Annotated in this window: 24 protein-coding genes; 12 read left to right on the top strand and 12 right to left on the bottom strand. The window is 74.1% G+C overall.

Going from position 1 to position 26,999, the window contains the following annotated elements:
• Positions 1-38 precede the first annotated feature (38 nt).
• The 4 genes from GA0070558_RS05300 to GA0070558_RS05285 all read right to left on the bottom strand — a co-directional run bounded on the left by GA0070558_RS05300 (position 39) and on the right by GA0070558_RS05285 (position 4,612).
• On the bottom strand, positions 39-2,435 hold the full coding sequence (locus GA0070558_RS05300; RefSeq protein ID WP_091276437.1) for a hypothetical protein: 2,397 nt from the start codon (positions 2,433-2,435) through the stop codon (positions 39-41).
• 77 nt (positions 2,436-2,512) lie between these two features.
• Positions 2,513-2,821 (bottom strand): cupin domain-containing protein, encoded by a 309-nt coding sequence (locus GA0070558_RS05295; protein ID WP_043965575.1) that lies wholly within the window; start codon positions 2,819-2,821, stop codon positions 2,513-2,515.
• A 4-nt stretch (positions 2,822-2,825) separates the two neighbouring features.
• Positions 2,826-3,794, bottom strand: a complete 969-nt coding sequence (locus tag GA0070558_RS05290) for an LLM class F420-dependent oxidoreductase (RefSeq protein WP_091276434.1) — start codon at positions 3,792-3,794, stop codon at positions 2,826-2,828.
• Between the two features lie 2 nt (positions 3,795-3,796).
• The gene (locus GA0070558_RS05285; RefSeq protein ID WP_091276430.1) at positions 3,797-4,612 is read right to left on the bottom strand and encodes an ABC transporter ATP-binding protein; all 816 of its coding nucleotides are present in this window, start codon (positions 4,610-4,612) and stop codon (positions 3,797-3,799) included.
• A gap of 266 nt (positions 4,613-4,878) precedes the next feature.
• Here GA0070558_RS05285 and GA0070558_RS05280 point away from each other — a divergent pair, with 266 nt between their 5' ends.
• Positions 4,879-5,907: an ABC transporter substrate-binding protein gene (locus GA0070558_RS05280; RefSeq protein WP_077938317.1), complete on the top strand. Its 1,029-nt coding sequence runs from the start codon at positions 4,879-4,881 to the stop codon at positions 5,905-5,907.
• Between the two features lie 100 nt (positions 5,908-6,007).
• Entirely contained in the window at positions 6,008-6,868 is an 861-nt protein-coding gene (locus GA0070558_RS05275; protein WP_077938321.1) for an ABC transporter permease, read from the top strand.
• Positions 6,869-6,922: 54 nt separating this feature from the next.
• Here the strand turns inward: GA0070558_RS05275 and GA0070558_RS05270 are convergent, their stop codons facing one another.
• Positions 6,923-8,104, bottom strand: a complete 1,182-nt coding sequence (locus tag GA0070558_RS05270; protein WP_091276428.1) for an ABC transporter substrate-binding protein — start codon at positions 8,102-8,104, stop codon at positions 6,923-6,925.
• 448 nt (positions 8,105-8,552) lie between these two features.
• Between GA0070558_RS05270 and GA0070558_RS05265 the strand changes: the two genes are divergently transcribed.
• The 5 genes from GA0070558_RS05265 to GA0070558_RS05245 all read left to right on the top strand — a co-directional run bounded on the left by GA0070558_RS05265 (position 8,553) and on the right by GA0070558_RS05245 (position 14,437).
• The gene (locus GA0070558_RS05265) at positions 8,553-11,744 is read left to right on the top strand and encodes a sensor histidine kinase (RefSeq protein WP_091276425.1); all 3,192 of its coding nucleotides are present in this window, start codon (positions 8,553-8,555) and stop codon (positions 11,742-11,744) included.
• Positions 11,741-12,148 (top strand): roadblock/LC7 domain-containing protein, encoded by a 408-nt coding sequence (locus GA0070558_RS05260; RefSeq protein ID WP_007072984.1) that lies wholly within the window; start codon positions 11,741-11,743, stop codon positions 12,146-12,148. The genes GA0070558_RS05265 and GA0070558_RS05260 overlap by 4 nt, the downstream gene beginning before the upstream one ends.
• Positions 12,149-12,218: 70 nt before the next feature.
• A complete protein-coding gene (locus GA0070558_RS05255) occupies positions 12,219-12,584 on the top strand; it encodes a DUF742 domain-containing protein (RefSeq protein WP_007072983.1) in 366 nt (121 codons plus the stop codon).
• On the top strand, positions 12,565-13,188 hold the full coding sequence (locus GA0070558_RS05250) for a GTP-binding protein (protein WP_043965589.1): 624 nt from the start codon (positions 12,565-12,567) through the stop codon (positions 13,186-13,188). The genes GA0070558_RS05255 and GA0070558_RS05250 overlap by 20 nt, the downstream gene beginning before the upstream one ends.
• A 268-nt stretch (positions 13,189-13,456) precedes the next feature.
• Positions 13,457-14,437: a ferritin family protein gene (locus tag GA0070558_RS05245; protein WP_091276422.1), complete on the top strand. Its 981-nt coding sequence runs from the start codon at positions 13,457-13,459 to the stop codon at positions 14,435-14,437.
• 190 nt (positions 14,438-14,627) lie between these two features.
• Here the strand turns inward: GA0070558_RS05245 and GA0070558_RS05240 are convergent, their stop codons facing one another.
• The 7 genes from GA0070558_RS05240 to GA0070558_RS05210 form a co-directional block, all read right to left on the bottom strand.
• Entirely contained in the window at positions 14,628-15,716 is a 1,089-nt protein-coding gene (locus GA0070558_RS05240) for a uroporphyrinogen-III synthase (protein WP_043965592.1), read from the bottom strand.
• Positions 15,717-16,094, bottom strand: a complete 378-nt coding sequence (nirD, locus tag GA0070558_RS05235; RefSeq protein WP_077938324.1) for a nitrite reductase small subunit NirD — start codon at positions 16,092-16,094, stop codon at positions 15,717-15,719.
• Positions 16,091-18,691: a nitrite reductase large subunit NirB gene (nirB, locus tag GA0070558_RS05230; protein ID WP_091276419.1), complete on the bottom strand. Its 2,601-nt coding sequence runs from the start codon at positions 18,689-18,691 to the stop codon at positions 16,091-16,093. The genes nirD and nirB overlap by 4 nt, the downstream gene beginning before the upstream one ends.
• Positions 18,691-20,202 carry an FAD-dependent oxidoreductase gene (locus GA0070558_RS05225; RefSeq protein ID WP_091276414.1) on the bottom strand — a complete coding sequence of 504 codons (1,512 nt, stop codon included), beginning with the start codon at positions 20,200-20,202 and terminating at the stop codon, positions 18,691-18,693. The genes nirB and GA0070558_RS05225 overlap by 1 nt, the downstream gene beginning before the upstream one ends.
• Positions 20,199-22,313: a molybdopterin oxidoreductase family protein gene (locus tag GA0070558_RS05220; protein WP_091276412.1), complete on the bottom strand. Its 2,115-nt coding sequence runs from the start codon at positions 22,311-22,313 to the stop codon at positions 20,199-20,201. Before GA0070558_RS05220 ends, GA0070558_RS05225 begins: the two co-directional genes overlap by 4 nt.
• Before the next feature lie 221 nt (positions 22,314-22,534).
• On the bottom strand, positions 22,535-23,017 hold the full coding sequence (locus GA0070558_RS05215; RefSeq protein WP_256091770.1) for a PIN domain-containing protein: 483 nt from the start codon (positions 23,015-23,017) through the stop codon (positions 22,535-22,537).
• Positions 23,018-23,074: 57 nt separating this feature from the next.
• Positions 23,075-23,533, bottom strand: coding sequence for an excisionase family DNA-binding protein (locus tag GA0070558_RS05210; RefSeq protein ID WP_091276408.1), 459 nt, complete (start codon positions 23,531-23,533; stop codon positions 23,075-23,077).
• A gap of 183 nt (positions 23,534-23,716) precedes the next feature.
• Here GA0070558_RS05210 and GA0070558_RS05205 point away from each other — a divergent pair, with 183 nt between their 5' ends.
• The 5 genes from GA0070558_RS05205 (at position 23,717) to rpsI (ending at position 26,968) form a co-directional block, all read left to right on the top strand.
• On the top strand, positions 23,717-23,974 hold the full coding sequence (locus tag GA0070558_RS05205) for a DUF6364 family protein (protein ID WP_043965603.1): 258 nt from the start codon (positions 23,717-23,719) through the stop codon (positions 23,972-23,974).
• The gene (locus GA0070558_RS05200; RefSeq protein ID WP_043966519.1) at positions 23,964-24,257 is read left to right on the top strand and encodes a type II toxin-antitoxin system PemK/MazF family toxin; all 294 of its coding nucleotides are present in this window, start codon (positions 23,964-23,966) and stop codon (positions 24,255-24,257) included. The genes GA0070558_RS05205 and GA0070558_RS05200 overlap by 11 nt, the downstream gene beginning before the upstream one ends.
• Positions 24,258-24,461: 204 nt before the next feature.
• The gene (locus GA0070558_RS05195; protein ID WP_091276405.1) at positions 24,462-25,829 is read left to right on the top strand and encodes a NarK family nitrate/nitrite MFS transporter; all 1,368 of its coding nucleotides are present in this window, start codon (positions 24,462-24,464) and stop codon (positions 25,827-25,829) included.
• Between the two features lie 210 nt (positions 25,830-26,039).
• Positions 26,040-26,483: a 50S ribosomal protein L13 gene (gene rplM / locus GA0070558_RS05190; protein ID WP_043965607.1), complete on the top strand. Its 444-nt coding sequence runs from the start codon at positions 26,040-26,042 to the stop codon at positions 26,481-26,483.
• 20 nt (positions 26,484-26,503) lie between these two features.
• Complete coding sequence (gene rpsI, locus GA0070558_RS05185; RefSeq protein WP_043965609.1) at positions 26,504-26,968, top strand: 30S ribosomal protein S9; 465 nt, start codon at positions 26,504-26,506, stop codon at positions 26,966-26,968.
• Positions 26,969-26,999: the final 31 nt, after the last annotated feature.

Raw genomic sequence — 26,999 nt, 5'->3', positions numbered from 1 at the left:
GGGGCTGACCCCGCCACGTCGCCGACATGGCGGCGGGGTCAGTCCCGGTGGTGTCGGCCGGAGGGGCGCAGCGAGCGCCGGTCGGCGTCCGTCGACCCACCGTCCTCGCCCGACACGGGGCGGGCGAGGCCGGTGACCCAGTCGACGTACTCCTCGTCCTGCGCCGGCAGCGGTTCCGGGTCGTGGCGGTCGTCCCGCTCGGCGGCCGGGCCCACGTCGTCTCCCGCCCGCGTCCGGCCGCGCCGGAAGAGGGGCCGCAGGAGCCGGGACCGGCCGGCGGGCGCGTCGTCCGGAGACGTACCGGCATCTGCGGGGAGGGCGGCACCGGGCTCGCCGGCCGGGGCCGGTCCCGCCCCGTCGGCGGGGGCCGCGCCGGTCGTCCTCGCTGCGGCCTGCCAGAGGCCGCCCGGTTCACCCGGTTCGCCCGGTTCACCGCGTGGAAGCTGCGTATCGCCGACCACGTGGCGCTCGGACGCCGGCCTGGCGAACCGCCGGGCGGCGTTGCCGAACGCGTCCCAGCTCGCCGCCTGGTCGAGGTCGGGCAGGGGCAGCCGGGGGCGGGGCCGCAGGGCCGGCTCGGTGGCCTGGCCGGTCAGGGCCGGGTCGATCAGCTCGCCGGTCGGGACGGGGTCGCTCAGTCCGCCGGTAGGGACCGGGTCGCTCAGTCCGCCGGTCAGGGCCGGGCCGGCGGCCTCGCCGGTCCCGCTCACGCTGGTGGCCTCGCCCGCCGACTGGGCGGGGACCTGACCTGCGGCGGCGACCTCACCGGCCTGGGCGGGGCCGGCGGCCTCGCCGGCTTCGGCGAAGGTTGCGGGCCCACCGGCTTGGGTGAAGGTGGCGGGCCCACCGGCTTGGGTCAAGGTGACGGGCTCGCCGGCTTGGGCGGCGGCGGGCTCGCCAGCCGGGGTGGTGTCGACGACCCCGCCGCTCGGGGTCGGATCGGTCGCCCCGCCGGTCCCGGTCGCGTCGGTGGGCCCGGTCGCCTCGCCGGTCCCGGCCGCCTCGCCGGTCCCGTTCCTGGCGGCGTCGGTGGTCCTGGCCGCGTCGGTGGGCCGGGCGGCGGTCGTGCCGGAGGCCATCGGCCACTCCCAGTGGGCGGGGGGAGCGCCCGCCGGACCGTCGACCCCGACCCGGCCCTCGTCGCCCCGACTGCGGGGGCGTCCGCTGCGGGCGGCGTCGCCGGTGCGGTCGTCCGGCAGCGGGTCGCCGATGGTCGCCGGGACCCGGCGGGCCGTGGTCACGCCCGGCGGGGCGGCCAGGTCGGCCGGGCCGTCGGGCCCGTCGGCGTCGCCGGCCACCGGCGGGGTGGGCCCGGTCGGCAGCGGCCGGAGGATGTCCGTCGGCTCGATCGCGCCCTGCTGCCCGCCCGTGCGGGGCGAGCCGGGCAGGCCGACGCCGCGTCCCCTGGTCAGGCCGGCGGCGCGCATCCCGGACAGGGCCGCGCGGAGCGTCCCGGGCGGGCGGGAGCCGAGCGCTCCGGGCAGGGGCGCGCCCCCGGCCCGGGCCAGGTCGGCCGCCGGCACACCGGCTGCGGGATCGACGCCGGCCGGCCCGTCGGCCAGGGGGTCGGCGCTGGTGGAGCGGGCGAAGAGGGGCCAGCGGGCCAGGGCGGCGGCCGTGGCGCCGAGCAGGCCGGTGGCGACCGCGAGCAGGGCACCGTAGTAGGGCGCGAGCTGGTACCGGTCGGCCGAGTCGCCGGGGCCGGCGGTCAGGTAGGCGAAGGCGACCAGCACGGGGCCCGCCGCCCCGGTCGCGCCGGCGATCAGCGGCGGGTGCCCACGTCGGCGGGCCAACGCGCCGGAGGCCGCGCCCGCGAGCAGGGCCACCAACGGCAGGACGATGGTGGCCAGCCCCTGCGCCGCGTCGGCGGCGAGCCAGCCCGGCTCGAACACCCCCAGGCGTACGGTCGGCAGCGGGCCGGTGCCGGCGAGGGCCGGCAGGGCCGAGACCAGGGCGACGAACCAGACCGTGCCGGCGACCGCCGCGACGTTCCAGCCCAGCGGTGGGCGCAGCAGCACGGCGAGCGCCGCGCCGGCGCCGACCACCGCGCCGAGGGTCGCGCAGATGCCCATCGCCCAGACCGGGTCCACGCTGTTGAGCTGGGTGGCCCGGGCCGGCTGCATGCACAGCGGCGCGACGACGGTCGCGCCCAGGGCCGCCGCGCCGGCCAGGGCGAGCCGCCCGGTCGTGGTGCCGGTGACCGGGTCGGCGCTGACGAGCCGCTCGGTGACCACCGCGCCGACCACGGCGGCGAGCGCCGCACACCAGCCCACCCAGACGAGCTGGGCGGGCCACCGGTTGACGGTGGCGTCGGTGAAGTCGCCGGCGATCCGCACGATGCCGAAGCCGTACGCGACGCCGAGCTGGCCGGCCCCGGCCAGCATGCTCACCCCGAGCGCGGTGGACAGCGGCTTGCCCCACGTCCGAAAGGCCATGTCGGGCACGTTACGGCCCGGTGCGCCCGATCGCCACCTTGGCACCGCGCGGCGCGCCCGACGCGCCCGGCCTGGGACTACTTGAGCTCGACCAGCCGCGCCAGGTACGTCGTATCCCCGACATTGGTGAGCATGTGGACGGCACCCGGGTCGCGGTAGACGACGCCGCCGGTCGGCTCGTCCGCGTCGATGGTGGTGCCGTCGATCGTCTGCACCACGTTCTTCGCGCCCTGGACGGCGATCACCAGGTACGGGTGGTCGTGCCGGTGCAGCGGCTGCCGCTCGCCCGGCTCCAGCCGGATGTGCCACACCCGCACCCGGTCGTTCTCGTAGACGATCTCCTGGCCCACCGGGCCCAGCTCGGTCCCGTCGATCACGTCGGTCATGCGGTCAGCCTCCAGTGGCGGGAGCGTCGGCGTGCCCCAGGTGCGGGAGCACCTCGGCGGCGACGAGCTCCAGGTGGTCGAGGTCGGCGAGGTCGGTCAGCCGCAGGTGCACCCGGGTCGCCCCGACGGCGGCGAACTCGCCGATCCGGTCGACGAGCCGGGCGGGCGAGCCGACCACCGCATCCTCCGGCGGCAGGGCGCTCCTGGCGTGCAGCGGCGCGGCCCGCAGCCGCGCCTCGGCGTCGGTGCGCCCGATCGCCACCGCGATGGCGGCGGAGAGGACGAGCGGCCCCCGCCCCGACGTCGGGCGGCCGTGCCGGTCGCACGCCTCGACCACCCGCTCGTACGCGGCGGCGGTCTCGGCGACGCTCTTGAACGGCACGTTGAACTCGTCGGCGTACCGGGCGGCCAGCTCGGGGGTGCGCCTGGGGCCGCTCCCGCCGACGATCACCGGTGGGCCGGGCCGCTGGACCGGCTTGGGCAGGGCGGGCGCGTCGACCAGGCGGTAGTGCTCGCCGGTGAAGCTGTACGTCTCGCCGACGGGGGTGCGCCACAGGCCGGTGACCACTTCGAGCTGCTCGGCGAGCCGGTCGAAGCGCTCGCCGACGGCGGGGAACGGGATGCCGTACGAGGTGTGCTCCCGCTCGTACCAGCCGGCGCCGATGCCCAGCTCGACCCGGCCACCGCTCATCTGGTCGACCTGGGCGACCATGACGGCGAGCGGCCCGGGGAGCCGGAAGGTGGCCGAGGTGACGAGGGTGCCGAGGCGGATCCGGGTGGTCTCCCGGGCCAGCGCGGCGAGGGTGAGCCAGGCGTCGGTGGGGCCGGGCAGGCCGGGATCGTCGCCCAGGAACTGGTAGTGGTCGGCCCGCAGGAACCCCTCGAAGCCGCCCGCCTCGACGGCCCGGGCGAAGCGCAACTGGTCGTCGTAGGTGGCGCCCCGGTGCGGCTCGGTGAAGACGCTGACCCGCATGGTCACCGCCCCTCCGCGCCGGCCCCGGTGGCGGCGGGCGCGGAGGCGGCGGGCGCGGCGGGGGCGTCGCGCTCCATCAGCAGCTCGTGCAGCTCGGCGCTGACCCGGGCGACGTCGGCGAGGTGGGCGTTCCGGCCGAGGGTCCGGGGCCGGGGGATGTCGACCTCGACGATCGCGCGGATCCGGCCCGGCCGGGGGCTGAGCACGACCACCCGGTCGGCGAGCAGCACCGCCTCGTCGATGGAGTGGGTGACGAAGACGACGGTGGCCCTGCTGGTCATGTGCACCCGCTGGAGCTCACCGGAGAGCTCCTCGCGGGTGAGCGCGTCCAGGGCGGAGAACGGCTCGTCCATGAGCATCACCCGGGGGTCGCCGATCAGCGACCGGCACAGCGAGACGCGCTGCTGCATGCCGCCGGACAGCTCGTGCGGCAGCCGCTTCTCGAACCCGGCGAGCCCGGCCAGGTCGAGCAGCTCCCGGGCGCGCTCGCGGTGCCCGGCCCGCTTCCACCCGAAGATCTCCACGGGCAGCAGCACGTTGTCCAGCACCGACCGCCAGGGCAGCAGGGCGGGGCGCTGGAACAGCATGGCGATGTCGCGGCGGGGGCGGGTGATGGGCGTGCCGGCGACGGTGATCTCCCCGGCGGTGGCCGGCAGCAGGCCGGCGATCATCCGCAGCAGGGTGGACTTGCCGCAGCCCGAGCGCCCGAGCACGGCGACGAACTCGCCCTCGGCGACGTCGAGGTCGATGCCCCGCAGCGCCTCGACCCGGCCGGCCCGGCCGTCGAAGGTGCGGGACACGCCGGACAGTCGGATCATCGCCGGTGTCCTCCCTGAGTGGACCATCAGGATCGCAGCTAGAGTAGCCCGCCGCCGTCCGGAGGCAACGGTCCGGGGTGGAGATCAGTTCGTTTCCGTTCCGAAACACGCACTCCTCGCTACACCGGCAGGTCTCTTGCGTAGTCTGTGCCGGCGAAGAGTCCCCTCACGACGATGGCGTCGGCTCCCCCCTCTGTCGACGCCGTTGCTCTCGACGACCCGCCCGGAGGCGCATCGCCCCTGGTCGGAAAGGACATGGTGCACAGATGAACAGGCTGACCCGCACGGTCGCCGCGGCCCTCCTGGCCTCCGCCCTCACCCTGGTGTCCGCGTGCAGCAGCGACTCGGACGCGTCCGACGCCAAGGGCGGCGACGGCAAGTCACTGGAGAAAGTGACGTACCTCACTTCCTTTGGCAACTTCGGCCGGGACTCCTACGCCTGGGTGGCGAAGGAGAAGGGCTTCTTCAAGGAAGCCGGCTTCGACGTCGAGATCAAGCCCGGTCAGGGTACGGGCGCGGTGATCCAGACCATCGTCGGTGGTCAGGCCGACTTCGGCCCCATCGACCTCACCGGTGGTCTGCTCCAGCTCGGCAACGGCCAGGCCAAGGACTTCGTCGCCGTCGCGGCGATCCAGCAGCGCACCATGGCGGCCATCGTGACGGTCGAGGGCAAGAACATCGCCTCGCCGAAGGACCTGGAGGGCAAGAAGCTCGCCGACGCCCCGGCGTCCGTGGTCCGCAACCTCTTCCCGACGTACGCCCGGCTCGCCGGCGTGGACGTCAACAAGGTGACCTGGGTCAACGGCGAGCCGCAGACCCTGATGGGCACCCTCGCCTCCGGCTCCGTCGACGGCATCGGCCAGTTCGTCGTGGGCCAGCCGACGGTCGAGGCGGTCACCAAGAAGAAGGCCGTCCTGCTGCCCTACAGCAACGTGATGCAGGACCTCTACGGCAACGTGCTGATCACCTCCAGCAAGATCGCCAAGGAGAAGCCGGAGATGGTCAAGCGGTTCAGCGCCGCGCTGATCAAGGGCCTGGAGTACTCCCTGGCGAACCCCCAGGAGGCCGCCGAGCTGCTGAAGAAGAACGTCGACGCCACCAACCCGGCGGCGGCCGCCGCCGAGCTCCAGCTGATGGCCGGGTACGTCCGCTCCAACAACTCCGGCACCAAGATCGGCACGCTGGACAGCGGCCGGGTCGCCAAGAGCATCGCGATCCTCCAGGGCGCGGGCTCGCTCAAGCAGAACATCACCCCCGACCAGATCATCGACTTCAACCTCGTGCCGCAGTCCTGACCGGCCCGACAAGTCAGCAGGGGTACGTCCCGCCGGCCTCCGGCGGGACGTACCCCCGTTCCGTTCCCGGCCGCCGCGCCGGATGGATGAGGAGAAGAAGATGACCGATCTCCGGTCACCGGAACCGGCGCTCGCGGGCCCGCCCGCCGTCCAGCGCCGCACCGCCGTGGGGCGCGGCGCCCTCGGCACCGGCGCGCGGGCCGGCGCGAACGGCCTGCTGCTGCCCGGCGCGGGCCTGCTGGTCGCGTTCGCGGTGTGGTGGCTCACCGCCCGGCTGGAACTGGTGCACCCCGCCGCGCTGCCCACCCCCGGCTCGGTGCTGTCGGCGTTCACCGACAAGCCCGACCGGATGCTGGAGCACACGCTCGACACCATGCTGGAGATCCTGATCGGCTTCGCGCTCTCCGCCGTGGCCGGCGTCCTGCTCGGGCTGTCGCTGGCCGCCTCGCGCACCGTCGAGCGGATGTTCACCCCGCTGCTCGTCGCGGTCAACGCGGTCCCGAAGATCACCCTGGGGCCGCTGCTCGTGGTGGCGCTCGGCTGGGGTCAGAAGCCGATCCTGACCATGGTCTTCCTGCTCTGCTTCTTCCCGATCGTGCTCTCCACCGCGACCGGGCTGACCACCACGCCGTCCGACCTGGCCGAGCTGGTCCGCTCCCTGAACGCCTCCTGGTGGCAGGCGTTCCGCAAGGTGCGCTTCCCGGCCGCGCTGCCGCAGATCTTCGTCGGCCTGAAGGTGGCGATGCCGCTGGCCGCCATCGGCGCGGTGATCGGGGAGTTCCAGGCCGGCGAGAGCGGCCTCGGTTACGTCATCACCCAGTACGCCGGCATCGGCGACACCGCGACCGCCTGGGCGGCGATCATGCTGGTGGCGCTGGTCAGCATCCTGCTCTACTCGGCGCTGGTGTTCGTGGAGCGCCTGGCCCTGCCCTGGGTGCGGGCGACCACCTCGTCGAGGTGAGACGCCGATGGGCCCGCCGGTCGACCGGCGGGCCCATCGGCGTCGTGCGTGCCGTCAGCCGGCGAGCCGCCAGCGGCCGCCCCGGGCGACCAGCGTCGTGAGGGCCTGCGGCATCAGCCCCGAGTGGTTGTCCGGCGTCATCCGGATCGGGCCGGAGAGGCCGTCCATCTGGGACGTCTCCAACACGTTGCGCAGCCCGTCGCGGCCGGCCTTGCCGGGCGCGCCGCCGGCCCGCAGCTCGGCGTCGGCGATGAGCTGCACGGCGTCCGCGGCGAACGAGGAGAAGCCGTTGTAGCCGCCGAAGCGGGCCGTGTAGTCCTGGAACCACTGGCGGCGGGCCGCCTTGGCCGGGGTGGTGGCGATGACATCGTCGATGACCATCGTCTGGGTGAAGATCAGGGTGGCCCGCTCCGCCGACCGGGACGCCGCGCCCAGGAACAGCTCCCCGGCGGCCGAGGCGTCGAAGAACAGCGAGCCGGTGAACCCGGCCGTCTGGGCCGCGCCCGCGGCGAGCATCGCCTGCTCCGGCGGGGTCCAGACCACCATCGCCTCCGGCTCCCGCGCGGCCAGCGTGGCGACCTGCTGGCTGACGTCGGTGTCGGTGGTCTTCACCGACTGGTCGCTGAGCAGCTTGATGTTGGTCTTGTCGAACTCGCGGCGCAGCACGTCCAGCCCTTCCCGGCCGTAGCTGTCGTCGCTGTTGAGCACGGTCACCTTGCGGATCCCACGGCGGCGCAGCTCGGTGGTGAGGGCGGCGGCGCTGTCGGCCGCGTTCGGGGCCAGCTTGAACAGGTACCGCCGGTCGGCGACCGGGGTGGCCACGGCGCTGGACGAGGCGAGCGCGATCGTCGGGATCTTCTTCTCGTTGATCGTACGTGCCGCGCCGACGGCGCACTCGTTGCAGCCGCCCATGATGATCGCGCTCACCTGGGAGTCGTTGCTGAAGTCACCGATGTTGCGCAGCGATTCGCTCGCGTCCGACCGGTTGTCCTTCACCTTGAGCTCGATCCTGCGGGCGCCGAGCGCGCCCGAGGCGTTCATCTGGTCGACCTTCAGTTCCAGCGCGCGCTGGTAAGCCTTGCCCACCGGGGCCGCGGAGCCGGACAGCTCCAGGTCCACGGCGATCACGATCGGGCTCGTATCCTGCTCCGCCGCGCCGAACTGGCAGCCGGTGAGCGTGGTGGCCAGGACGGCCGAGGCGAGCGCCGCGATGGTCGCGGAGCGGATGGGAGTCAACTCTGTCCTCCAGGTGCGGCGCGGGCAGATGCCCGGTCACCGCCGCTTGTTCCGTCCTCAGTGGAGAAACGGGATTGGTCTGCCGTACGGTGTGCGCGAAGCCTGCAAAACCTTGCCAATGCCGGGCCCTGTGGTCAAGCGCGGATGCTCCGAAGCTTTTCGGGACGGGCGTCCCACATGTTGGGGTAACCCGATGTTTGCAAACGCTTACTTTGCATAAGCGCGCGACCACTCTGGAGTCACATCCCCTGATCAGGGGCTTGGGGAAATGAAGGTATTAGTTGACCGGATCACGCGATGAGTGCCGTGCGACCGTTTCCTACCTCACCGCGGCTTCCCAAACACGATCTTCTCTGATGAAATCGCGGCCGTGCCGCGCGCGGCGCTGTCCGCTGCACCGGGCACGGGTCGGCGGTTCAGGCGTGGAAGAAACGACGGAGGCGATGTCGTGAGCACCGGACCTACGACCCTGCCCGAGAGCGGCGAGTCGAACGAGCGGGGCCGGCGACGGCTGCCCCGCCTCCGGGATGCCCGGATCCGCTCGAAGCTGGCGCTGATTCTGGTGGTGCCCGTCGCGGCGGTGATCCTGCTCGCCACCATCCGACTCATCTCCACCGGTGAGGGCGCGCTGGAGGCGACCCAGCTGCGGTCGCTGACCGCCCTGTCGATCGACGTCTCGGCGCTGACCCAGGACCTGCACAAGGAGCGGATGGCCGCGGCCACCCTGCTGGCCCGTCCCGGGGAGAAGGGCCGGGTCGACGAGTTCAACCTGCGGGTCCGCAGCACCGACGCGCGCATCGAGGCGTACAACGCCGAGCGGGCCGGCATCGGCGAGGTCCCGGCCGACGTGCGGGACCGGCTCAAGGTCATCGACGACCACCTGAAGACGCTGAACAGCACCCGCCAGGAGGTGCTGGACCGCAAGCAGATGCCGGTGGCCGAGGCGTCGCTGCGCTATGGCGTCATCGTCACCGACCTGGTCTCCTACAACGACACGCTCGCCCAGCTGCCCGGCCAGGAGGCCCTGGCCGACAACCGCCGGGCGGTGGCCGCGTTCGCCCACGCCAAGGCCGCGGTCGCCGAGGAGCAGGCCGTCGCCTACACGGCGCTGTCCTCCGGCCGGCTCGACGAGGAGCAGTTCTCCTCCTTCGTGGCCACTCTCACCAGCCAGCAGGAGGCCCTGGTCTCCTTCTCGCTGTCGGCCGACCCGGCCCAGCGGGCCCTGGTCGACGGCACCGTCTCCGGCGACGCCGTCGTGCTCGCCGACCGGGTGGCCGCCGACCTGACCCGGTCGGTCGGGCAGACCCCGCTGGTCACCGCCGCCGACGTGTCCGCCTCCGTCGGCTCGGTCAACGACCTGATGCGGTGGGCGGAGATCCAGCTCCAGCGGCGGCTGCTCGACCAGACCGAGCAGGCCCGCGCGGACGTCATCCAGCAGGCCGTCATCGAGTCGGTGCTGGTGCTGCTGACCCTGATCATCGCCGTCACGCTGGCCGTGGTGCTGGCCCGCTCGCTCAACCACTCGCTGCGCCGGCTGCGCGAGGGCGCGCTGTCGGTGGCCAACCACGACCTGCCCGACGCGGTGCAGCGGCTGCAGTCCATCGGCAACGTCGGCGACGGCGGCGTGGAGGAGATCGTCCGGCAGGTCCGGGACCCGATCAAGCTCACCAACCGCGACGAGGTCGGCCAGGTGGCCCTGGCGTTCAACGTCGTCCACCGGGAGGCGGTCCGGGTCGCCGCCGAGCAGGCCGCGCTGCGCACCAGCGTCTCCGCGATGTTCCTCAACCTGGCCCGGCGCAGTCAGACGCTGGTCGACCGGATGATCGGCGAGCTGGACGCGATCGAGCGCGGCGAGGAGGACCCGAAGCGGCTCGCCCAGCTCTTCGAGCTGGACCACCTGGCCACCCGGATGCGCCGCAACGACGAGAACCTGCTGGTCCTCGCCGGTGCCGACTCCGCCGTGCCGCGCCGCGACGACGCCCTCCTGATCGACGTGCTGCGGGCGTCCCAGTCCGAGGTCGAGCAGTACAACCGCATCGAGTTCGGCACCGTAGACACCGACATCTCGGTCGCCGCGCACGCGGTGAACGACGTCGTCCGCCTGGTCGCCGAGCTGCTCGACAACGCCACCCGCTTCTCGCCGCCGAACACGGTGGTGGTCGCCGACGGCCGGCGGATCCGCGACTACGTGCTCATCCAGGTCGAGGACCGGGGCCTCGGCCTCACCGACGAGCAGCTCGACTCGCTCAACCGCCGGCTCTCCGCGCCGTCGACGGTGGACGTGGCCGCGTTCCGGCTGATGGGTCTGGCCGTGGTGAGCCGCCTCGCCTCCCGGTACAGCATCCGGGTGGAGTTGCGGCGCAACGTGGAGGGCGGCACCGTCGCCCAGGTGACCCTGCCCGCCTCGACCGTCGTGCTGCCGTCGCTGCGGGGACGCGAGCCGGCCCCGGCCCCGCTCACCCCGGCACGCCAGCCGGCCGCGGTGGAGCAGGCCCCGCCGAGCCCGGCCAGCTTCGGTGAGCCGGCGACCGCCGGCCGCACCGCCACCCTGACCGACCAGTGGCGCACCTCCGCGCCGACGCCGGCCCGGTGGCAGGTGCCCGGCGACGCCCGGGACGCGGCGCCGGCCGCGCCGTTCGGCAACCCGACCGTGTCCCAGCCGACGATCCCGACCGTGACACCCGTGTCGCAGCCGCCCGCCTCGCAGCCGGCCGGGCCGGCCCAGCCGGCGTACGCGCCCGGCGGTGGCGCGATCGGTAGCCCGACCGTGGCTTTCCCGGCGATCGATCCGCTGCCCCGACGGTCGCCGAACGGGGAGTCCGCCCAGCCGGCCACCCCGCTCGCCCCGGCCACCCCGACGGCGTCGTTCGCGCCGGCCGCTCCGCTCGCGCCGGCGACCCCGGCGTCGTTCGCGCCGGCGGCCCCGGCGCTGCCGGGTGGGCCGGTCGCCGGGATGGCACCCTCCGCCCCTTCCGCCCCGCCCGTGCCGGCAGCCCCGGCCACCCCGGTGGTCGCCCGTCCGGCCCAGCAGGCGGAGGCGCCGATCTTCCGCGAGATGGAGGCGGTATGGTTCCGCTCGCACGGTGATGACGTGACCGCGATCTTCCAGCGCCCCAACTTCGACGACGCGCCCGCCCCGGCACAGGCCACCGCCCTGCCGCAGGCCACCGCGCCGGCGCAGGCCACCGCCCCGCCGCGGGCTCCGCTGCCCACCCGTACCCCGGGGGCCACCGCCACGGACGGCCCGAGCGCGACGACCGCGCCGCCGGCCAGCACCATGCCGGTGGCACCGCCCCCGCAGCCGGCCGCCTCCGCGACCGGCGGGCCGGCGGCACCCACCCCGCCGCCGGCGGTGGACCCGGAGGCGTGGCGGACCGCTGCCGACGAGGGCTGGTCCCGGGCCAGCCGGGCAGCCGAACCGCCGGCCGCCGGCACCACCCGCTCCGGCCTGCCCAAGCGGGTGCCCCAGGCCCAGCTCGTCCCCGGGGGGATCGAACAGAAGAGCGGCCGGGACCGCAGCCGGCGCACCCCCGACGAGGTACGCGGCCTGCTGTCGGCCTATCACCGCGGTGTGCAGCGGGGGCGGACGGCCGGCGGGGCGGACCAGACCAGCAATTCGACCAAGGAGACGAGCCGATGAACAGGCCAGCGGCCATGCAGGACATGGGTTGGCTGCTCACCAACTTCGCCGACAGCGTGGCGGGCATCGCCCACGTGGTGGCGGTGTCCGCGGACGGGCTGCTGCTCGCCTCGTCCCGGGACCTCCCCGCGGACCGGGCCGACCAGCTCGCCGCCATCACCTCCGGCGTGGTGAGCCTGACCGAGGGCGCGGCCCGCATGTTCAGCGCCGGCGGGGTGCTCCAGACGGTCATCGAGATGGACAGCGGATACCTGTTCCTCATGTCGATCAGCGACGGCTCGTCGATGGCGGTGCTCGCCGCCCGCAGCTGCGACGTGGGGCAGGTCGGCTACGAGATGGCGCTGCTGGTCGAGCGGGTGGGCGCCGCGCTGGTGCCGCTGCCCCGCGACGCGGTGCGCGCGTAGCGCGGCCGGGCTGCACGGACAGATGACCAGACGTCGAGCGACGACGTCGACCGGGAGGAGGTGATCGCGGATGGACCAACGACGGGAGGACCCGCGCGGCGCGCTGGTGCGTCCGTACGCGGTCACCCGGGGCCGTACCGAGCCACGCCAGGACATCGCGCTGGAGGCAGTGCTGACGGCCAGCCCGACAGCCGTCGCCGAGTCCAGGTTCGCCGGTCACGACAAGCACCGGATCGCCACGATCTGCGAGGGTCGGCCCCAGTCGCTGGCCGAGGTTGCCGCGTACACCCGGATGCCCCTGGGTGTCGCCCGGGTCATCGTCGCCGACATGGTGGCCGAGGGCCTGCTGACCCTGCATACTGCCGCTCCCGCCGAGGGATACGAGGAGCGGATGGAAATTCTTGGAAGGGTGCTAAGTGGACTTCGCAGGCTATGACCCCGCCGGGGCGCGCCGCAACCGCGGGATCACCTCCGCGAAGATCGTGGTTGCGGGCGGCTTCGGCGTGGGCAAGACGACCCTGGTCGGCGCGGTCTCGGAGATCACTCCGCTGACCACCGAGGCGGTGATGACCTCGGCCGGCGTCGGCATCGACGACCCGTCGAAGGTGCCGGGGAAGCAGACGACGACGGTCGCCATGGACTTCGGCCGGATCACCATGGCCGAGGACCTGATCCTGTACCTCTTCGGCACGCCCGGCCAGACCCGGTTCTGGTTCATGTGGGACGAGATCATCAAGGGCGCGGTGGGCGCGGCGGTGCTGGTCGACACCCGCCGGATCACCGACGCGTTCGCCCCGCTGGACTACTTCGAGAACCGCCGCCTGCCGTACGTGGTGGCGCTCAACCGGTTCGACGGGGCCCCGCAGTACGAGCTGGAGGAGGTCCGCGAGGCCCTCGCCATCTCGCCCCAGGTGCCCCTGATCATGACCGACGCCCGGCATCGCGAGCCCGTCAAGCAGGTGCTGGTGACGGTCGTCGAGCACGCGATGATGCGTCTGCAGGCCGAGCACGGCCGGGGCTTCCCGACCCCGGTCGGCTGACGTCGGAAAGGCTGGCGGCGGTCCGGGTCGTCCGGACCGCCGCCAGCGCCGTCTGGCGGCCCCCTGCCTCGCAGGGCCGGTCGGGCGTGGCGCTGCCGCGCGGGTCCGGTTTGTCGTTACGGGCGCGACCCTCCGCGTTCACGTTCGCGGGCCCACGCGTGGGCCAGCGCGCCCCACACCGCCTTTGACCTGCGGCAACATACGCTTCTCCAAGATATTGACGCAGCGTGACCAGTGCGCCACGGCGCGCTCGACACAGGAGGAGCACATGCGCAGAGCCACAGTGGTGTCCGCCGTCGTGGCGGGCGCGGTGATCGGCCTCGCCGGCCCGGCCCAGGCCGCCGGCCTGGACCCGCAGACCCGCCGCAACGCCCTGACCGCGATGGAGGGCGAGGCGTACGCCCACGCCAGTTACCTCGCGTACGCGCAGGAGGCGGAGCGGACCGACCAGGAGGGCATCGCCAGCCTGTTCCGCGCCACGGCGGAGACCGAACGGTACGACCACTTCGCGGCCGAGGCCGAGCTGATCAACTTCGTGCACGGCAACGCCGACAACCTGCGCGAGTCGATCGCCGGGGAAGAGCGCGAGGCGACCGTCGTCTACCCGTCGTACGCCGAGCAGGCCCGCCTGGACGACTGCCCCGAGGCGGCCGACCTGTTCACCGAGCTGGCCGGCGACGAGGCCACGCACGCCGCCCGGTTCCGGGTCGCGCTCGAAGCGGTGCTGAACCCCGGGTCCGGCATCGTCGTCCCCGTCGGTGAGGTGGTGCCGCCGGTGCCGATCGTCCGCAGCACGCCGGCCTGCTCGGGGCGGACCCAGGACAACCTGGAGACCACGCTGCGCGGCGAGGCGTTCGCCAACGCCAAGTACACCCTGTACGCCGAGCACGCCCGCGCCACCGGGCAGCGCCGGCTGGCCCGGCTCTGGGACAACACCGCCGGGCAGGAACTCGGCGAGCACTTCGCCCAGACCGCCATCCTGGCCGGGCTGGTCGGCAGCGACGCCGACAACCTGCGCAAAGCGATCGCGGGCGAGGAGTACGAGGCGACCACCATGTACCCGACCTTCTCCCGGCAGGCGGCGGCGGCCGGCGACGACCGGGCGGCGGCGCTGTTCGCCGAGATCGCCCACGACGAGGCCGACCATGCGTCGGCGTTCCTGCGGGCCCTGGTCGACCTGTCGCTCGGCGGGTCGGGCGGCGAAGAGGCGAAGAAGGGCGGCCGGCAGCCGACGAGTCCCAAGGCCTGACCGGGCCGGGCGCGGCGCCCCCGAAGGCGGTGCGGGTCGCCTGGGTGCTGCGGGATGCACGATCGATGGCTGGTTGCGGTGGAATCGCGTCAGCGTGTCGTGTCCCGGAGGCAGCCACCGTTCCCGGCCCGTGGTCGGCGCACTTCGCCGCCGGCAGCCCCACCGGCCAGCCGGCCCCAGCGCAGGCCGGTCAGTCGATCCGGAGGCGGTAGCCGCGCTTCACCACCGTCTGCACCACCCGGGGGGCCTTCAGCCCGGCCCGCAGCCGGGCCACCGCCATCTCCACCGCGTGCTCGTCCGCGCCGCGCGGCAGCGTCCGCAGCAGGGCGGTGCGGGACAGCACCCGACCCGGTGAGGTGGCCAGGGCCCGCAGCACCGCCATCGGCGCCGGGGCCAGGGGGCGCAGCTCCCCGTCGACCACGGCCGCGTGCCCGCGCAGGGTCAGCAGGTGCCCGGCGGCCTTGATGCTGACCGTACGCCGGGGCAGCTCGTCCACGATGGTCCGGACCAGCGCGCCCAGCCGGGCCCGGCTCGGCGCGCTCACCGGCACCCCCCGCCGCACCAGCGGCTCGGCGGTGACCGCGCCCACGCAACTGGCCAGCACGTCGCCGCGCAGCGCCTCCAGCACCGTTTCGGTGCGGTCCCCGGCGGCGCGCAGCAGCGCCTCGGCCGCCGGGGCGGAGGTGAACGTGACCGCGTCCACCAGCCGACCCGCGACCAGGTCGATGAGCCGGTGCAGCGGCGCGGGGTCGGTCGGCGGGGCCCACCGGTACACCGGGACCTCGATCACGGTCGCCCCGGCGTCCTCCAGCGCGCTCGTGCACTCGGGCTGCCGGTCGCCGTGCAACTGCATGGCGATCACCTGCCCGGCCACCCCGCGCCGCACCAGGTGCTCGACGACCTCCTCGCAGCTCTCCGAGTCCGGCGACCACTGATCGTGCAGGCCGGCGGCGCGGATCGCCCCCCGCGCCTTGGGACCCCGGGCCACCACGTACGCCTGCGACAGCACGCCGCGCAGCGGCTCCGCCAGCCCCCAGCCCTCGGCCGCCTCCAGCCAGCCGCGCATCCCGATGCCGGTGTTGGCCATCAGCACGTCCGGCGGGCGGGCCAGGCACTCCCGGGTCGCCTCGCGCAGGTCCGTGTCGTCGGTCAGCGGCACGATCCGCAGGGCCGGCGCGATGACCACCCGCGCGCCGCGCCGTTGCAGCAGGGCGGCCAGCTCGTCGCGCCGGCGGTCAGCGGTGACCCCGATGGTGAAGCCGGCCAGCTCGTCGGCCATTCACCCCTCCCGTCTCAACCGCACCTCGACCAGGCCGTCCCGGCAGCGCACGTCGTGCCGAGGCACCGCCACGCCGGGCAGGTCCAGGCAGGCGCCGGTGCGCAGGTCGTACACCTGCTTGTGCAGCGGGGAGGCGACCGTCGGCGTGCCGCCCCGGCTGCCCACGATGCCCCGCGACAGCACGTACGCGCCGCCGACCGGGTCGAGGTTGTCCAGGGCGAACAGCTCGTCGCCGGCGCGGAACAGGGCGACCTGCGCCCCGTCGACCAGGGCCGCCACGCCCCGCTCCGGCTCCAGCTTCTCCAGCGGGCAGACCGGGCTCCAGCCCTGCGTGTCCGCCGCCGGGCGGCGCGTGTACGTGTCCGTCGCGATGCTCATCGCCGTACCTCCGGAAGGCCGAGGGTGACCGGTTGCCGGCGGCGGGCGGGCGCCTCGCCGTCGGGTGCCGCTGCCGCCGCGACCGGCCGGGCCCGGCCGGCGGGCACGGGCTGGCCGCGTTCGACGGCGAAGGTGATCGACGGGTCCGGCACGTCGGGCGCGTTGACGAACGACGAGAAGCGGCGCAGCCGCTCCGGGTCGTCGAGCACGTCGCGCCACTCGTCCGAGTACCCCGCCACGTGCCGGGCCATCTCCGCCTCCAGCTCGGCGCAGAGGCCCAGCGAGTCGTCCACGATGACCGCGCGCAGGTGGTCGAGCCCGCCCTCCATCGCCTCGATCCAGGCGGCGGTGCGCTGCAACCGATCCGCCGTGCGGATGTAGTACATGAGGAACCGGTCGATCAGCGGGATCAGCTCCGCCGTGGACAGGTCGGTGGCGAACAGGTCGGCGTGCCGGGGCCGGAAGCCGCCGTTGCCGCCGACGTAGAGGTTCCAGCCGGTGTCGGTGGCGATGATGCCGAAGTCCTTGCTGCGGGCCTCGGCGCACTCCCGGGCGCAGCCCGACACCGCCGACTTGAGCTTGTGCGGGGCGCGCAGCCCCCGGTAGCGCAGCTCCAGGGCCACGGCCAGCCCGACGGAGTCCTGCACCCCGTACCGGCACCAGGTCTCGCCGACGCACGACTTCACCGTGCGCAGCGCCTTGCCGTACGCGTGGCCGGACTCGAAGCCCGCGTCCACCAGCCGCCGCCAGATCTGCGGGAGCTGGTCGACCCGCGCCCCGAACAGGTCGATGCGCTGCCCGCCGGTGATCTTCGTGTAGAGCTTGAACTCCTGCGCCACCTGACCGATCACGATCAGCTTCTCCGGGGTGATCTCGCCGCCGGGGATCCGGGGCACCACCGAGTAGCTGCCGTCGCGTTGCAGGTTCGCCAGGTACGCGTCGTTGGTGTCCTGCAACGACGCCCGCTCGCCGTCGAGCACGTGCCCGGTGCCCAGCGACGCGAGGATCGAGGCGACCACCGGCTTGCAGATGTCGCAGCCCCGGCCCCGCCCGTGCTCGGCGACGAGCCGCGAGAAGGTGCGGATGCCGCGTACCCGCACCACGTCGAACAGCTCCTGCCGGCTCAGGTCGAAGTGCTCGCACAGCGCGGTGGACTGCTTCACCCCCGCCGCGTCGAGCAGCTGCTTGAGCATCGGCACGCACGACCCGCAGCTCGTGCCGGCCCGGGTGCACGCCTTCAGCGCCGGCACGTCCGCGCAGCCGCCGGCGATCGCCGCGTCGATGTCGTCGCGGGTCACCGCGTTGCACGAGCAGACCTGCGCGCTGCCGGGCAGCGCCCCGGCCCCGGCCGCCGCCCCGCCGGCCGGGGCCAGCAGCGCCAGCGGCGCGGCCGGCAGCGGCCCGCCGACGCTGGCCCGCAGCGTCGGGTAGGCGCTCGCGTCCCCGACCAGCACGCCGCCGAGCAGCGTCTTCGCGTCGTCGGAGAGGACCAGCTTCGCGTACGACCGGGTCGCCGGGTCGGTGAACGTCACGTCCAGGCTGCCCTCGGTGGTGCCGTGGGCGTCGCCGAACGACGCCACGTCCACCCCGAGCAGCTTCAGCTTCGTCGCGGTGTCCGCGCCGGGGAACGTCGCCGCGCCGCCCAGCAGCCGGTCGGCCACCACCTCCGCCGTGGCGTACCCGGGGGCGACCAGGCCGTGGCAGACCCCGTCGACGGCGGCGCACTCGCCGACCGCCCAGATCCGCTCGTCGCCGGTGCGGCACGTCGCGTCGACCAGCACCCCGCCGCGCGGGCCCAGCTCCAGGCCGGCCGCGCGGGCCAGGTCGTCGCGGGGCCGGATGCCGGCCGCCACCACCACCAGCTCGGCGTCGACCGTGCGGCCGTCGGACAGCTCCAGCGCGGTCACCGCCCCGTCCGCGCCGGGCCGCAGCGCGGTGGTCGCCACCCCAAGGTGGGTGGTGACCCCCAGCTCCTCGACGTAGCGGCGCAGCATCGCCCCGCCGGCCTCGTCGACCTGCACCGGCATCAGCCGGGGCGCGAACTCGATCACGTGGGTGGCCAGGCCGAGCAGGCGCAGCGCGTTCGCCGCCTCCAGGCCGAGCAGGCCGCCGCCGATCACCGCGCCGACGCGCCGGCCCCGGGCGTGCTCCCGGATCGCCTCCAGGTCGTCGAGCGTGCGGTAGACGAACACCCCGGGCAGGTCCCGGCCCGCCACCGGCGGCACGAACGGGTACGAGCCGGTCGCCAGCACCACCGCGTCGTACGGATGCTCGCCGGCCGCCGTGACCACCACCCGCCGCTCGCGGTCGATGGCGGTGGCCGGCTCGCCGAGGCGCAGCTCCACCCCGTCGTCGGGGGTGTGCAGGTTCAGCTCCTCGGCGGACACCCCGTCGAAGAACGCCGACAGCCGCACCCGGTCGTACGCGGGCCGGCGCTCCTCGGCGAGCACCGTGACCTGCCAGCGGCGGTCGGTGTCCCGGGCGCGCAGCGCCTCGGTGAACCGCTGCCCCACCATGCCGTTGCCGATGACGACCACCCTGCCGCCGGTGGCGGCGTCGCCTCCGGCGGTGCCCGGCCCTGTCGTGTCGCCGTTCATCACGCCACCTCCACGCGGTCGTGTCGCGCCCTCGGGCTGTCGTCGTCGGTCGGGTCCGCAGGTTCGTCGGCCGCCGGGTCGACCTCGGCGAGCCAGCCGACGATGCCGGCGAGGGCGTCGCGGCACCCGCCGCAGCCGGTGCCGGCCCGGGTCGCCACCGACATCGCCGCGACCGTCCGGGCCCCGGCCCGCCAGCAGGCCACCAGCGCGCCCTTGCTGACGTCGTTGCACTGGCACACGGTGGCCGCGTCCGGCATCAGCGCCGGTGACGCGGCCGGGGCGGCCGACGCGCCGCCGAGCGCCCGGCCCAGCAGCAGCGCCCGCCGGTCGGACGGCACCGGCGCGCCCCGGTCGAACAGCTGCACCACCGTGCCGACGGCCGGGTTGTCGCCGAGCAGGATCGCCCCGGTCAGCCGCTCGTCGCGGATGCGCAGCCGGGCGTACGTGCCCCGGGCCGGGTCGGCAAAGGTCAGCTCCTCGACCGGCCCGTCGCCGGCCCGGTCGCCCCCGGCGGCGGTGTCGCCCATCGCGGCGAGGTCGATCCCGGCCGCCTTGAGCCGGGTCACCGCCGGCCGGGGCCGGTACGCCGCGTGCGCGTCCGCGCCGCTGAGCAGCTGCGCCACCACCCGGGCCTGCGCCCAGGCCGGCGCGACCAGCCCGCTGGGCGTGCCGTCGTGCTGGGCGCAGTCGCCGATCGCCGAGACGTGCGGGTCGCTGGTGCGCAGCCGGTCGTCGACCACGACGCCCCGCTGCACCGCCAGCCCCGCCGCGGCGGCGAGGGCGGTGTCGGGGCGCACCCCGCAGGAGAGCACCAGCAGGTCGGCGGCGAGCGACGAGCCGTCGGACAGGTCGAGCCGGACGCCGTCGGCGTCGGCGGCGAGCCCCGTCGCGGACGCGCCGAGGTGGGCGCGCACGCCGAGGTCGGCGAGCGTGCCGGCGAGCACCGCGCCGGCCGTCGGATCGAGCTGCCGTTCCATCAGGTGCCCGTTCGGGTGGACCACCGTCACGTCCAGCCCCCGGGCGGCGAGCCCCCGGGCCGCCTCCAGCCCGAGCAGGCCGCCGCCGAGCACCAGCGCGCGGCGCGCGCCCCGGGACAGGGCGAGGATGCGTCGGCAGTCGTCGAGGGTGCGGAACACGGCCACCCGGTCCGGCAGGCGCGCCGGGTCCAGCCCCGGCAGCGGTGGCACCACGGCCCGGCTGCCGGTGGCGAGCACGAGGTGGTCGTACCCGATGCGCTCGCCGTCGCCGGTGCGCACCTCGCGGGCGGCCCGGTCGATCGCGGTCACCGCGACCCCGGTGCGCACGTCCACGCCGTGCCCGGCGGCCTCGGTCAGCTCCACGTCCGGCTCGTCGACCTTCCCGGCCAGCAGGGTGGAGAGCATGATCCGGTTGTACGCCCGGTGCGGCTCCGCGCCGAGCACGGTCACCTTGCGGTCCCCGGGGCGGGCGTGCAGCTCGGCGGCGAGCCGCGCGCCGGCCATCCCGTAGCCCACGATCACGACGGCGGTCATTGCTGAGCCCTCTCCACCCGGACGGCGCAGATCTTGAACTCCGGCATCCCGGAGACCGGGTCGACGGCGTCGTTGGTGACCGAGTTCGCCCGCGCCGCACCGCCCCAGTGGAACGGCGCGAAGACCGTGTCGGGGCGGATCGTCGGGGTGAGCCGGGCCGGGGCGCGCAGCTCGCCGCGCCGCGAGGTGACGCGTACGTCTTCGCCGTCGCCGACGCCGAGCCGGGCGGCCAGGTCCGGGTGCAGCTCGACGAACGCACCCGGCGCGGCCCGGCGCAGCGCCGCCACCCGGCGGGTCTGCGCGCCGGACTGGTACTGGGCGAGCACCCGGCCGGTGGTCAGCCGCAGCGGATACTCGGCGCACACCTCCTCGGCGGCCGGCCGGTGGTCGACGGCACGGAACCGGGCCCGCCCGTCGGGGGTGGGGAACGCGTCGGCGAACAGCCGCGGGGTGTCCGGCGCGTCCGCATCCGGGCAGGGCCAGAACACCCCGCCGGTGGCGTCGATCCGGTCGTAGCTGACCCCGGCGTAGTCGGCGACCCCGCCGGCCGAGGCCCGGCGCAGCTCGCCGAAGACCTCCGCCGGGTCGTCGCCGAAGCCCGCCTTCGCGCCGAGCCGGTCGGCCAGGTCGGCGATGATCGCCAGGTCGGTCCGTACGCCCGCCGGCGGCGTACGCACCGCGCGGCGGCGCAGCACCCGACCCTCCAGGTTGGTCATCGTGCCGTCCTCCTCGGCCCACTGGGCGGTGGGCAGCACCACGTCGGCCAGCTCGGCGGTCTCGGAGCGCACCAGGTCGGCGACGACCAGCAGGTCCAGGTCGCGCAGCCGGCCCTCGACCCGGGTCGCGCGGGGCGCGGACACCACCGGGTTGGAGCCGAACACCAGCAGCGCCTTCGGGCCCGCCGGGGTGCCGAGGGAATCCAGGAGCTGGTACGCGGGCACGCCCGGCCCGGGCAGCTCGTCGGCGTTCACCCCCCACACCCCGGCGACGTGCGCGCGGGCCGCCGGGTCGGTGATGCTGCGGTAGCCGGGAAGCTGGTCGGCCTTCTGGCCGTGCTCCCGCCCGCCCTGGCCGTTGCCCTGGCCGGTGAGGCAGCCGTAGCCGGAGCCGGGCCGGCCGGGCAGGCCCAGCGCGAGGGCCAGGTTGATGAACGCCGTGACCGTGTCGACGCCCTTGGCGTGCTGCTCGGCCCCCCGGGCGGTGAGGATGATCGCGCCGCCCGCCGTGGCCAGGGCCCGCGCGGTGGCCTCCAGGTCGGCCACCGGCACGCCGGTCAGCCGCTCCACCTCGGCCGGCCAGTAGCCGGCCACCGTCCGCCGCACCTCGTCGAAGCCGGTGGTGCGCTCGGCGACGTACGCCCGGTCGACGTAACCCTCGGTGAGCGCGATGTGCAGCAGCGCGTTGGCCAGCGCGAGGTCGGTGCCGGGCACCGGTTGCAGGTGCAGGTCGGCCTGCCGGGCGGTGGCGGTGGCCCGGGGGTCCACCACGATCAGCGTCCCGCCGGCGGCCTGCTGGTCGGCGACGTGGCGCATCAGCGGCGGCATCGTCTCGGCCGGGTTCGCGCCCACCATCAGCAGGGTCCGCGCCCGGCCCAGGTCGGCCAGCGGGAACGGCAGCCCCCGGTCGACGCCGAACGCGCGGTTGCCGGCCGCCGCCGCGGACGACATGCACCAGCGCCCGTTGTAGTCGACGTGCCGGGTCCGCAACGCCACCCGCGCGAACTTGCCCAGCGCGTACGCCTTCTCGTTGGTCAGCCCGCCGCCGCCGAAGACGGCGACCGCGTCGCGGCCGTGCCGGTCCTGGACGGCGCGCACGCCTCCCGCGACCCGCTCCATCGCCTCGGCCCAGGACGCCGGGCGCAGCTGCCCGGTGCCGACGTCGCGCACCAGCGGGGTGGTCAGGCGGTCGGGGTGGTCGAGCAGCTCGGCGGCCGTCCAGCCCTTCTGGCAGAGGCCGCCACGGTTGGTGGGGAAGTCCCGGGGAAGGACCTCGACCCGCCCGCCGGTCTCGCGCAGCGTCATGCCGCACTGGAGGGCGCAGTACGGGCAGTGCGTCGCCGCCTCCCGGGGGGAGCCCCCCGGGGCAGTCGCCGGTCGCGCACCGTCTGTCATGTCGGCAAAGCGTGCCGCCGGGCGGTTTCGGGTCAGCGTCCCGTTTGTTTCGGTCCTGTCAAGAGCACCTCACACCGCACAGGAGAAACCCGCCGGACCTCCTGCTGAGCGCAGGCTCGCTGGCGTAACGGTCGATGTCATCAGGTCGCCAGGCGCTCCAGCCGCTCCGCGAAGCGGGCGGCACCGGCCTTGCGCAGGAAGGCGACCAGTTCCGCCTCGTCCTAGTCACCGGTGCCCCGCGTGCGCCGGTAGTAGTCGAGCTGCCTCGCCAGGACCCGCCACACCAGGTCCATCGAGGCCTCCGCCACGTGGTCCAGGAACTCGTCCGCGGTCTGCACCTCAAGGTGATCACGCACGCACTCCGGGGGGAACGCCTCGCGTCCCTGCCGGTCGTTCGTCACCAGCACGTCGACGCCGCCGTGGAGCGCGGCGGCGAGCACGTGGCGGTCGTCAGGGTCGGGCGGGCAGGGCACCGACCCGGGGGAGCAGCCGGTGACCATGCCGTTGGGGAAAGCGGCGACGAACTTGCGCCGCTGCCCGCCGATCGCGTGCTCGGACAGCTCGGGCCGCTTGCGGCGCAGGCGGTACATCCACTCTGCCAGGACGTCCTCGCTGTAGCGCAGGTCGTAGGCGCTCTCCAGGGCCAGCAGGCAGATCCAGTCGCGGAGCGTCCGTGAATACAGGACGTTGGCATCCAGGAACACCAGGGGGAGCTGGGGATCACCGGGTCACCTTACCGAAGGTGACCGATCGAGCACGCCCTACTCGTCGTCGAGTCCGAGCGTGTCCGACTCCCGCATCAGCGCCTCGTACGACCGGCGGCGCTCCTCCAGTTGGCGCTGCCTGAAGTCCAGGACGTCGCGGAGGAACACCCGGCGGTGGCTGCCGACCCGGTGTGCCGGGATGGCGGCGTCGTCGAGCAGGCGGACGAGCGAGGGGCGGGAGATGCCCAGGAGCTTCGCCGCCTCGGTGGTCGACAGCTCCCGGGAGATGGCGTTGACGGCCACGCCGTCGCCGCGCGCGAGCATGGCGGCAATCTCGCGCAGCAGGTCGAACAGTTGGGCGGGAACCCGCACCTCCTCGCCGTCGGCCGAGACGAGTCGCGCCGGGCCGTCGCCGTGGTGGCGTGGGTGGCGGCGGAGGAAGTCGTCGATCTCGGCCACCCGCTGCCGCTCGGGGCCCTCGGTGGGCAGGACGGACGTCGTGGCGGTGACGCTCATGGCCGATCCCCCTGTTTCCTCGTGGGTTGGCCAGCGATGTGGACAACCCCCACCCGGAGTCATGGTCGCCCGTATCTGAAGCAACCGCAAGGGATTGCGAATATTGCATTTGGCCTCGAGCCCCCTTCGGTAGCGCGGGTGCAGGGGATGACCTGCGGTCATACCGGGAGTAGGCTGGGCGGCATGACTGCGAAGGTGACACTCTCGTTCTCCGACGACACGATCGAGGAGGCGCGCCGGTTCGCCAAGCGCGAGGGGCTGTCGCTCTCCGCCTGGATGGACCAGGCCGCCCGGGAGAAGGCGCTGCGCGAGGTCTTCACGGCGCACGCCGACGCCGTCAACCGGGCCGGGCTCGACCTGGAGACCGCCGCCGTCGCCGACGCACGCGAGGTGGCGATGGTCGACGACGTGCTCTTCGGCGGGCGGCCGCGTGCTGCGTAGGGGAGAGGTCTGGCGCATCTCCGGCGCCCGGGAGCGGCTCGGGCTGGTGATCAGCTCCGACGTCTACAACTCCACCGACGTGCCCATCGTGATGGTCGCCGAGGTGGTCGAGGCGGCGCTGCTGCGCGACTCGCCGCTGGCCGTGCCGATGGGCGGGCACGTGGTGATGCCCGACCGGCTCTCCTCGCCCATGAAGCAGTGGTTCACCGAGTGCGTGGACGTGGCCGACGCGGACACCATGCAGCGGGTCGCCCGCGCGTTGCGTATCCTGCAACAGCTCTGACCGCACCCCGCGCCGCTGGCCCCGCCCTGACCGGGATCTCACCATTGTCCCGACCCGCCCTGTGCGGCGGCTGTTGCGTCGGCGACTCCCGCGACGAATCTTCCGGTAATCCCGGCCTCCTAACTTGCTGGCGGAACCGCCCGTCGCCCGTCCCCTCGGCGTCGGGTGACGTGGACGCAGCGCCCGGCCGGGAGGAGACAGCGGATGACCAGCACGGTGGTCGAGACCGAACCCACAGGTGAGATCGACCTGCAACGCCGGCCGGGCCGGTGGATCGGGCACTGGGACCCCGAGGACCAGGGCTTCTGGCGGACCGTGGGCCGGTCGATCGCCCGCCGGAACCTCGTCTACTCGATCTTCGCCGAGCACATCGGCTTCTCGGTCTGGCTGCTCTGGAGCATCGTCGTCGTCCGGCTCGACGACGTCGGCTGGCAGCTCAGCACCAGCCAGGCGCTGTGGCTCACCGCCGTGCCCAGCGGGGTCGGCGCGCTGCTGCGGCTGCCGTACACCTTCGCGGTGCCGATCTTCGGCGGCCGCAACTGGACCATCGTCTCCGCGCTGCTGCTGGTCCTGCCCTGCCTCGGCCTGGCGTGGGCGGTCGAGAACCCGGAGATCGGGTACGTCCCGCTGCTGCTGATCGCCGCCACCGCCGGCCTCGGCGGCGGCAACTTCGCCTCCAGCATGGCCAACATCTCCTTCTTCTACCCGGAGCGGGAGAAGGGCTGGGCGCTGGGCCTCAACGCCGCCGGCGGCAACATCGGCGTCGCGGTCGTGCAGTTCCTGGTGCCCCAGGTGGTCGTGCTGGGCGGCGGGCTCGCGCTCTCCCGGGCCGGCCTGATGTACGTCCCGCTCGCCGTCGCCGCGGCCGTCTGCGCGTACCTGTTCATGAACAACCTGGCCGAGGCGAAGGCGGACGTGAAGCCGGTCCTGTCCTCGCTGCGGCACGCCGACACCTGGATCATGTCGCTGCTGTACATCGGCACCTTCGGCTCGTTCATCGGCTACTCGGCCGCCTTCCCCACCCTGCTCAACTCGGTGTTCGGCCGGCCCGACATCGCGCTGAGCTGGGCGTTCATCGGCGCCGGGATCGGCTCGTTCTTCCGCCCGCTGGGCGGGCGGCTGGCCGACCGCATGGGCGGGGCCCGGGTCACCATCGGCAGCTTCGTGCTGATGGCCGTCGGGGCGTACGGCGCGCTCTGGTCGGTGCAGGAGCGCAGCCTGGGCGTGTTCTTCGCCGCGTTCATGCTGCTGTTCGTGGCGACCGGGATCGGCAACGGGTCGACGTACCGGATGATCTCCAAGATCTTCCGGGTCAAGGGGGAGGACCTGGGCGGCTCCCCGGAGACCATGCTGTCCATGCGCCGGCAGGCGGCCGGGGCGCTGGGCATCATCTCCTCCGTCGGCGCGTTCGGTGGCTTCCTCGTCCCGATCTGCTACGCCTGGGCCAAGTCCACCTACGGCGGCATCCAGCCGGCGCTGCGCTTCTACGTCGGCTTCTTCCTGGTGCTGCTGGTGGTCACCTGGGTCGCGTACGTGCGGCCCGGCTCCCGGATGGCCCGCGCCGGAGTGTGACCCTGGTCATGATCGAAACGGGGGGCCGCGCCGGGCGGCCCCCCGTTTTGACCTGCCGACCCGGCCCCGGGTATCGTTGCCTGCTGTTGTACGACATCTAGAGGCGTGCCGCATCAGGTACGCTTGGTCGTTCGTGCGCGCTGGTCCGGCCGGGTTGTCCTGGTCACCTCGGCGCGCGACCCCAGACCGACGACGAGACAAGGTAGACCTGTGCGTACGTACAGCCCGAAGCCGGGTGAGATCGAGCGTCAGTGGCACGTCATCGACGCCTCTGATGTCGTGCTGGGCCGCCTCGCGACCCACGCCGCCACGCTGCTGCGTGGCAAGCACAAGCCGACTTTCGCGCCGCACGTCGACACGGGCGACTTCGTCGTCGTCGTGAACGCGGGCAAGGTCGCGCTGACCGGCAACAAGCGCCAGCAGAAGGTCGCCTACCGCCACTCCGGTTACCCGGGCGGCCTCAAGCAGGTCGGCTACGAGGAGCTGCTCAGCAAGCGCCCCGAGCGGGCCATCGAGCTGGCCGTGAAGGGGATGCTCCCGCACAACAAGCTCGGCCGTCAGCTCATCAAGAAGCTGAAGGTCTACGCCGGTGCCGAGCACCCGCACGGCGCGCAGCAGCCGACGCCGTTCGAGATCAAGCAGATCGCGCAGTGAGCGCGGGCGAAGGAAACAGCATGACCGACATCACCGAGACCGAGGTTGCCCCCGAGGCCACCGAGGCGCCGGCGCCCGTCGTCCGCGCGCCCCGCGGCGACCGCCCGATCCAGACCGTTGGCCGCCGCAAGGAGGCCATCGTCCGGGTGCGCATCGTCCCCGGCAGCGGCAAGATCACCTGCAACGGCCGCGACCTCGAGGCCTACTTCCCGAGCAAGGTGCACCAGCAGCTCATCAAGGACCCGCTGGTGACCGCCGAGAAGCCCGAGGCCTTCGACGTCATCGCCAACCTGCGGGGCGGCGGCACCACCGGCCAGGCCGGTGCGCTGCGGCTCGCGATCGCGCGGGCGCTGATCGTCAGCGAGCCCGACGACCGCCCGGCCCTGAAGAAGGCCGGCTTCCTGACCCGTGACGCCCGGGTCAAGGAGAGCAAGAAGTACGGCCTCAAGAAGGCCCGTAAGGCTCCCCAGTACTCGAAGCGCTGACCAACAGCGGCACGTTGTACTTCTGACGAAA

The organism is Micromonospora haikouensis (assembly GCF_900091595.1).
GTDB classification, from domain to species: Bacteria; Actinomycetota; Actinomycetes; order Mycobacteriales; family Micromonosporaceae; genus Micromonospora; species Micromonospora haikouensis.
The sequence above is the reverse complement of the archived record's forward strand: the minus strand, read 5'-3'. Positions and strand labels throughout refer to the sequence as shown.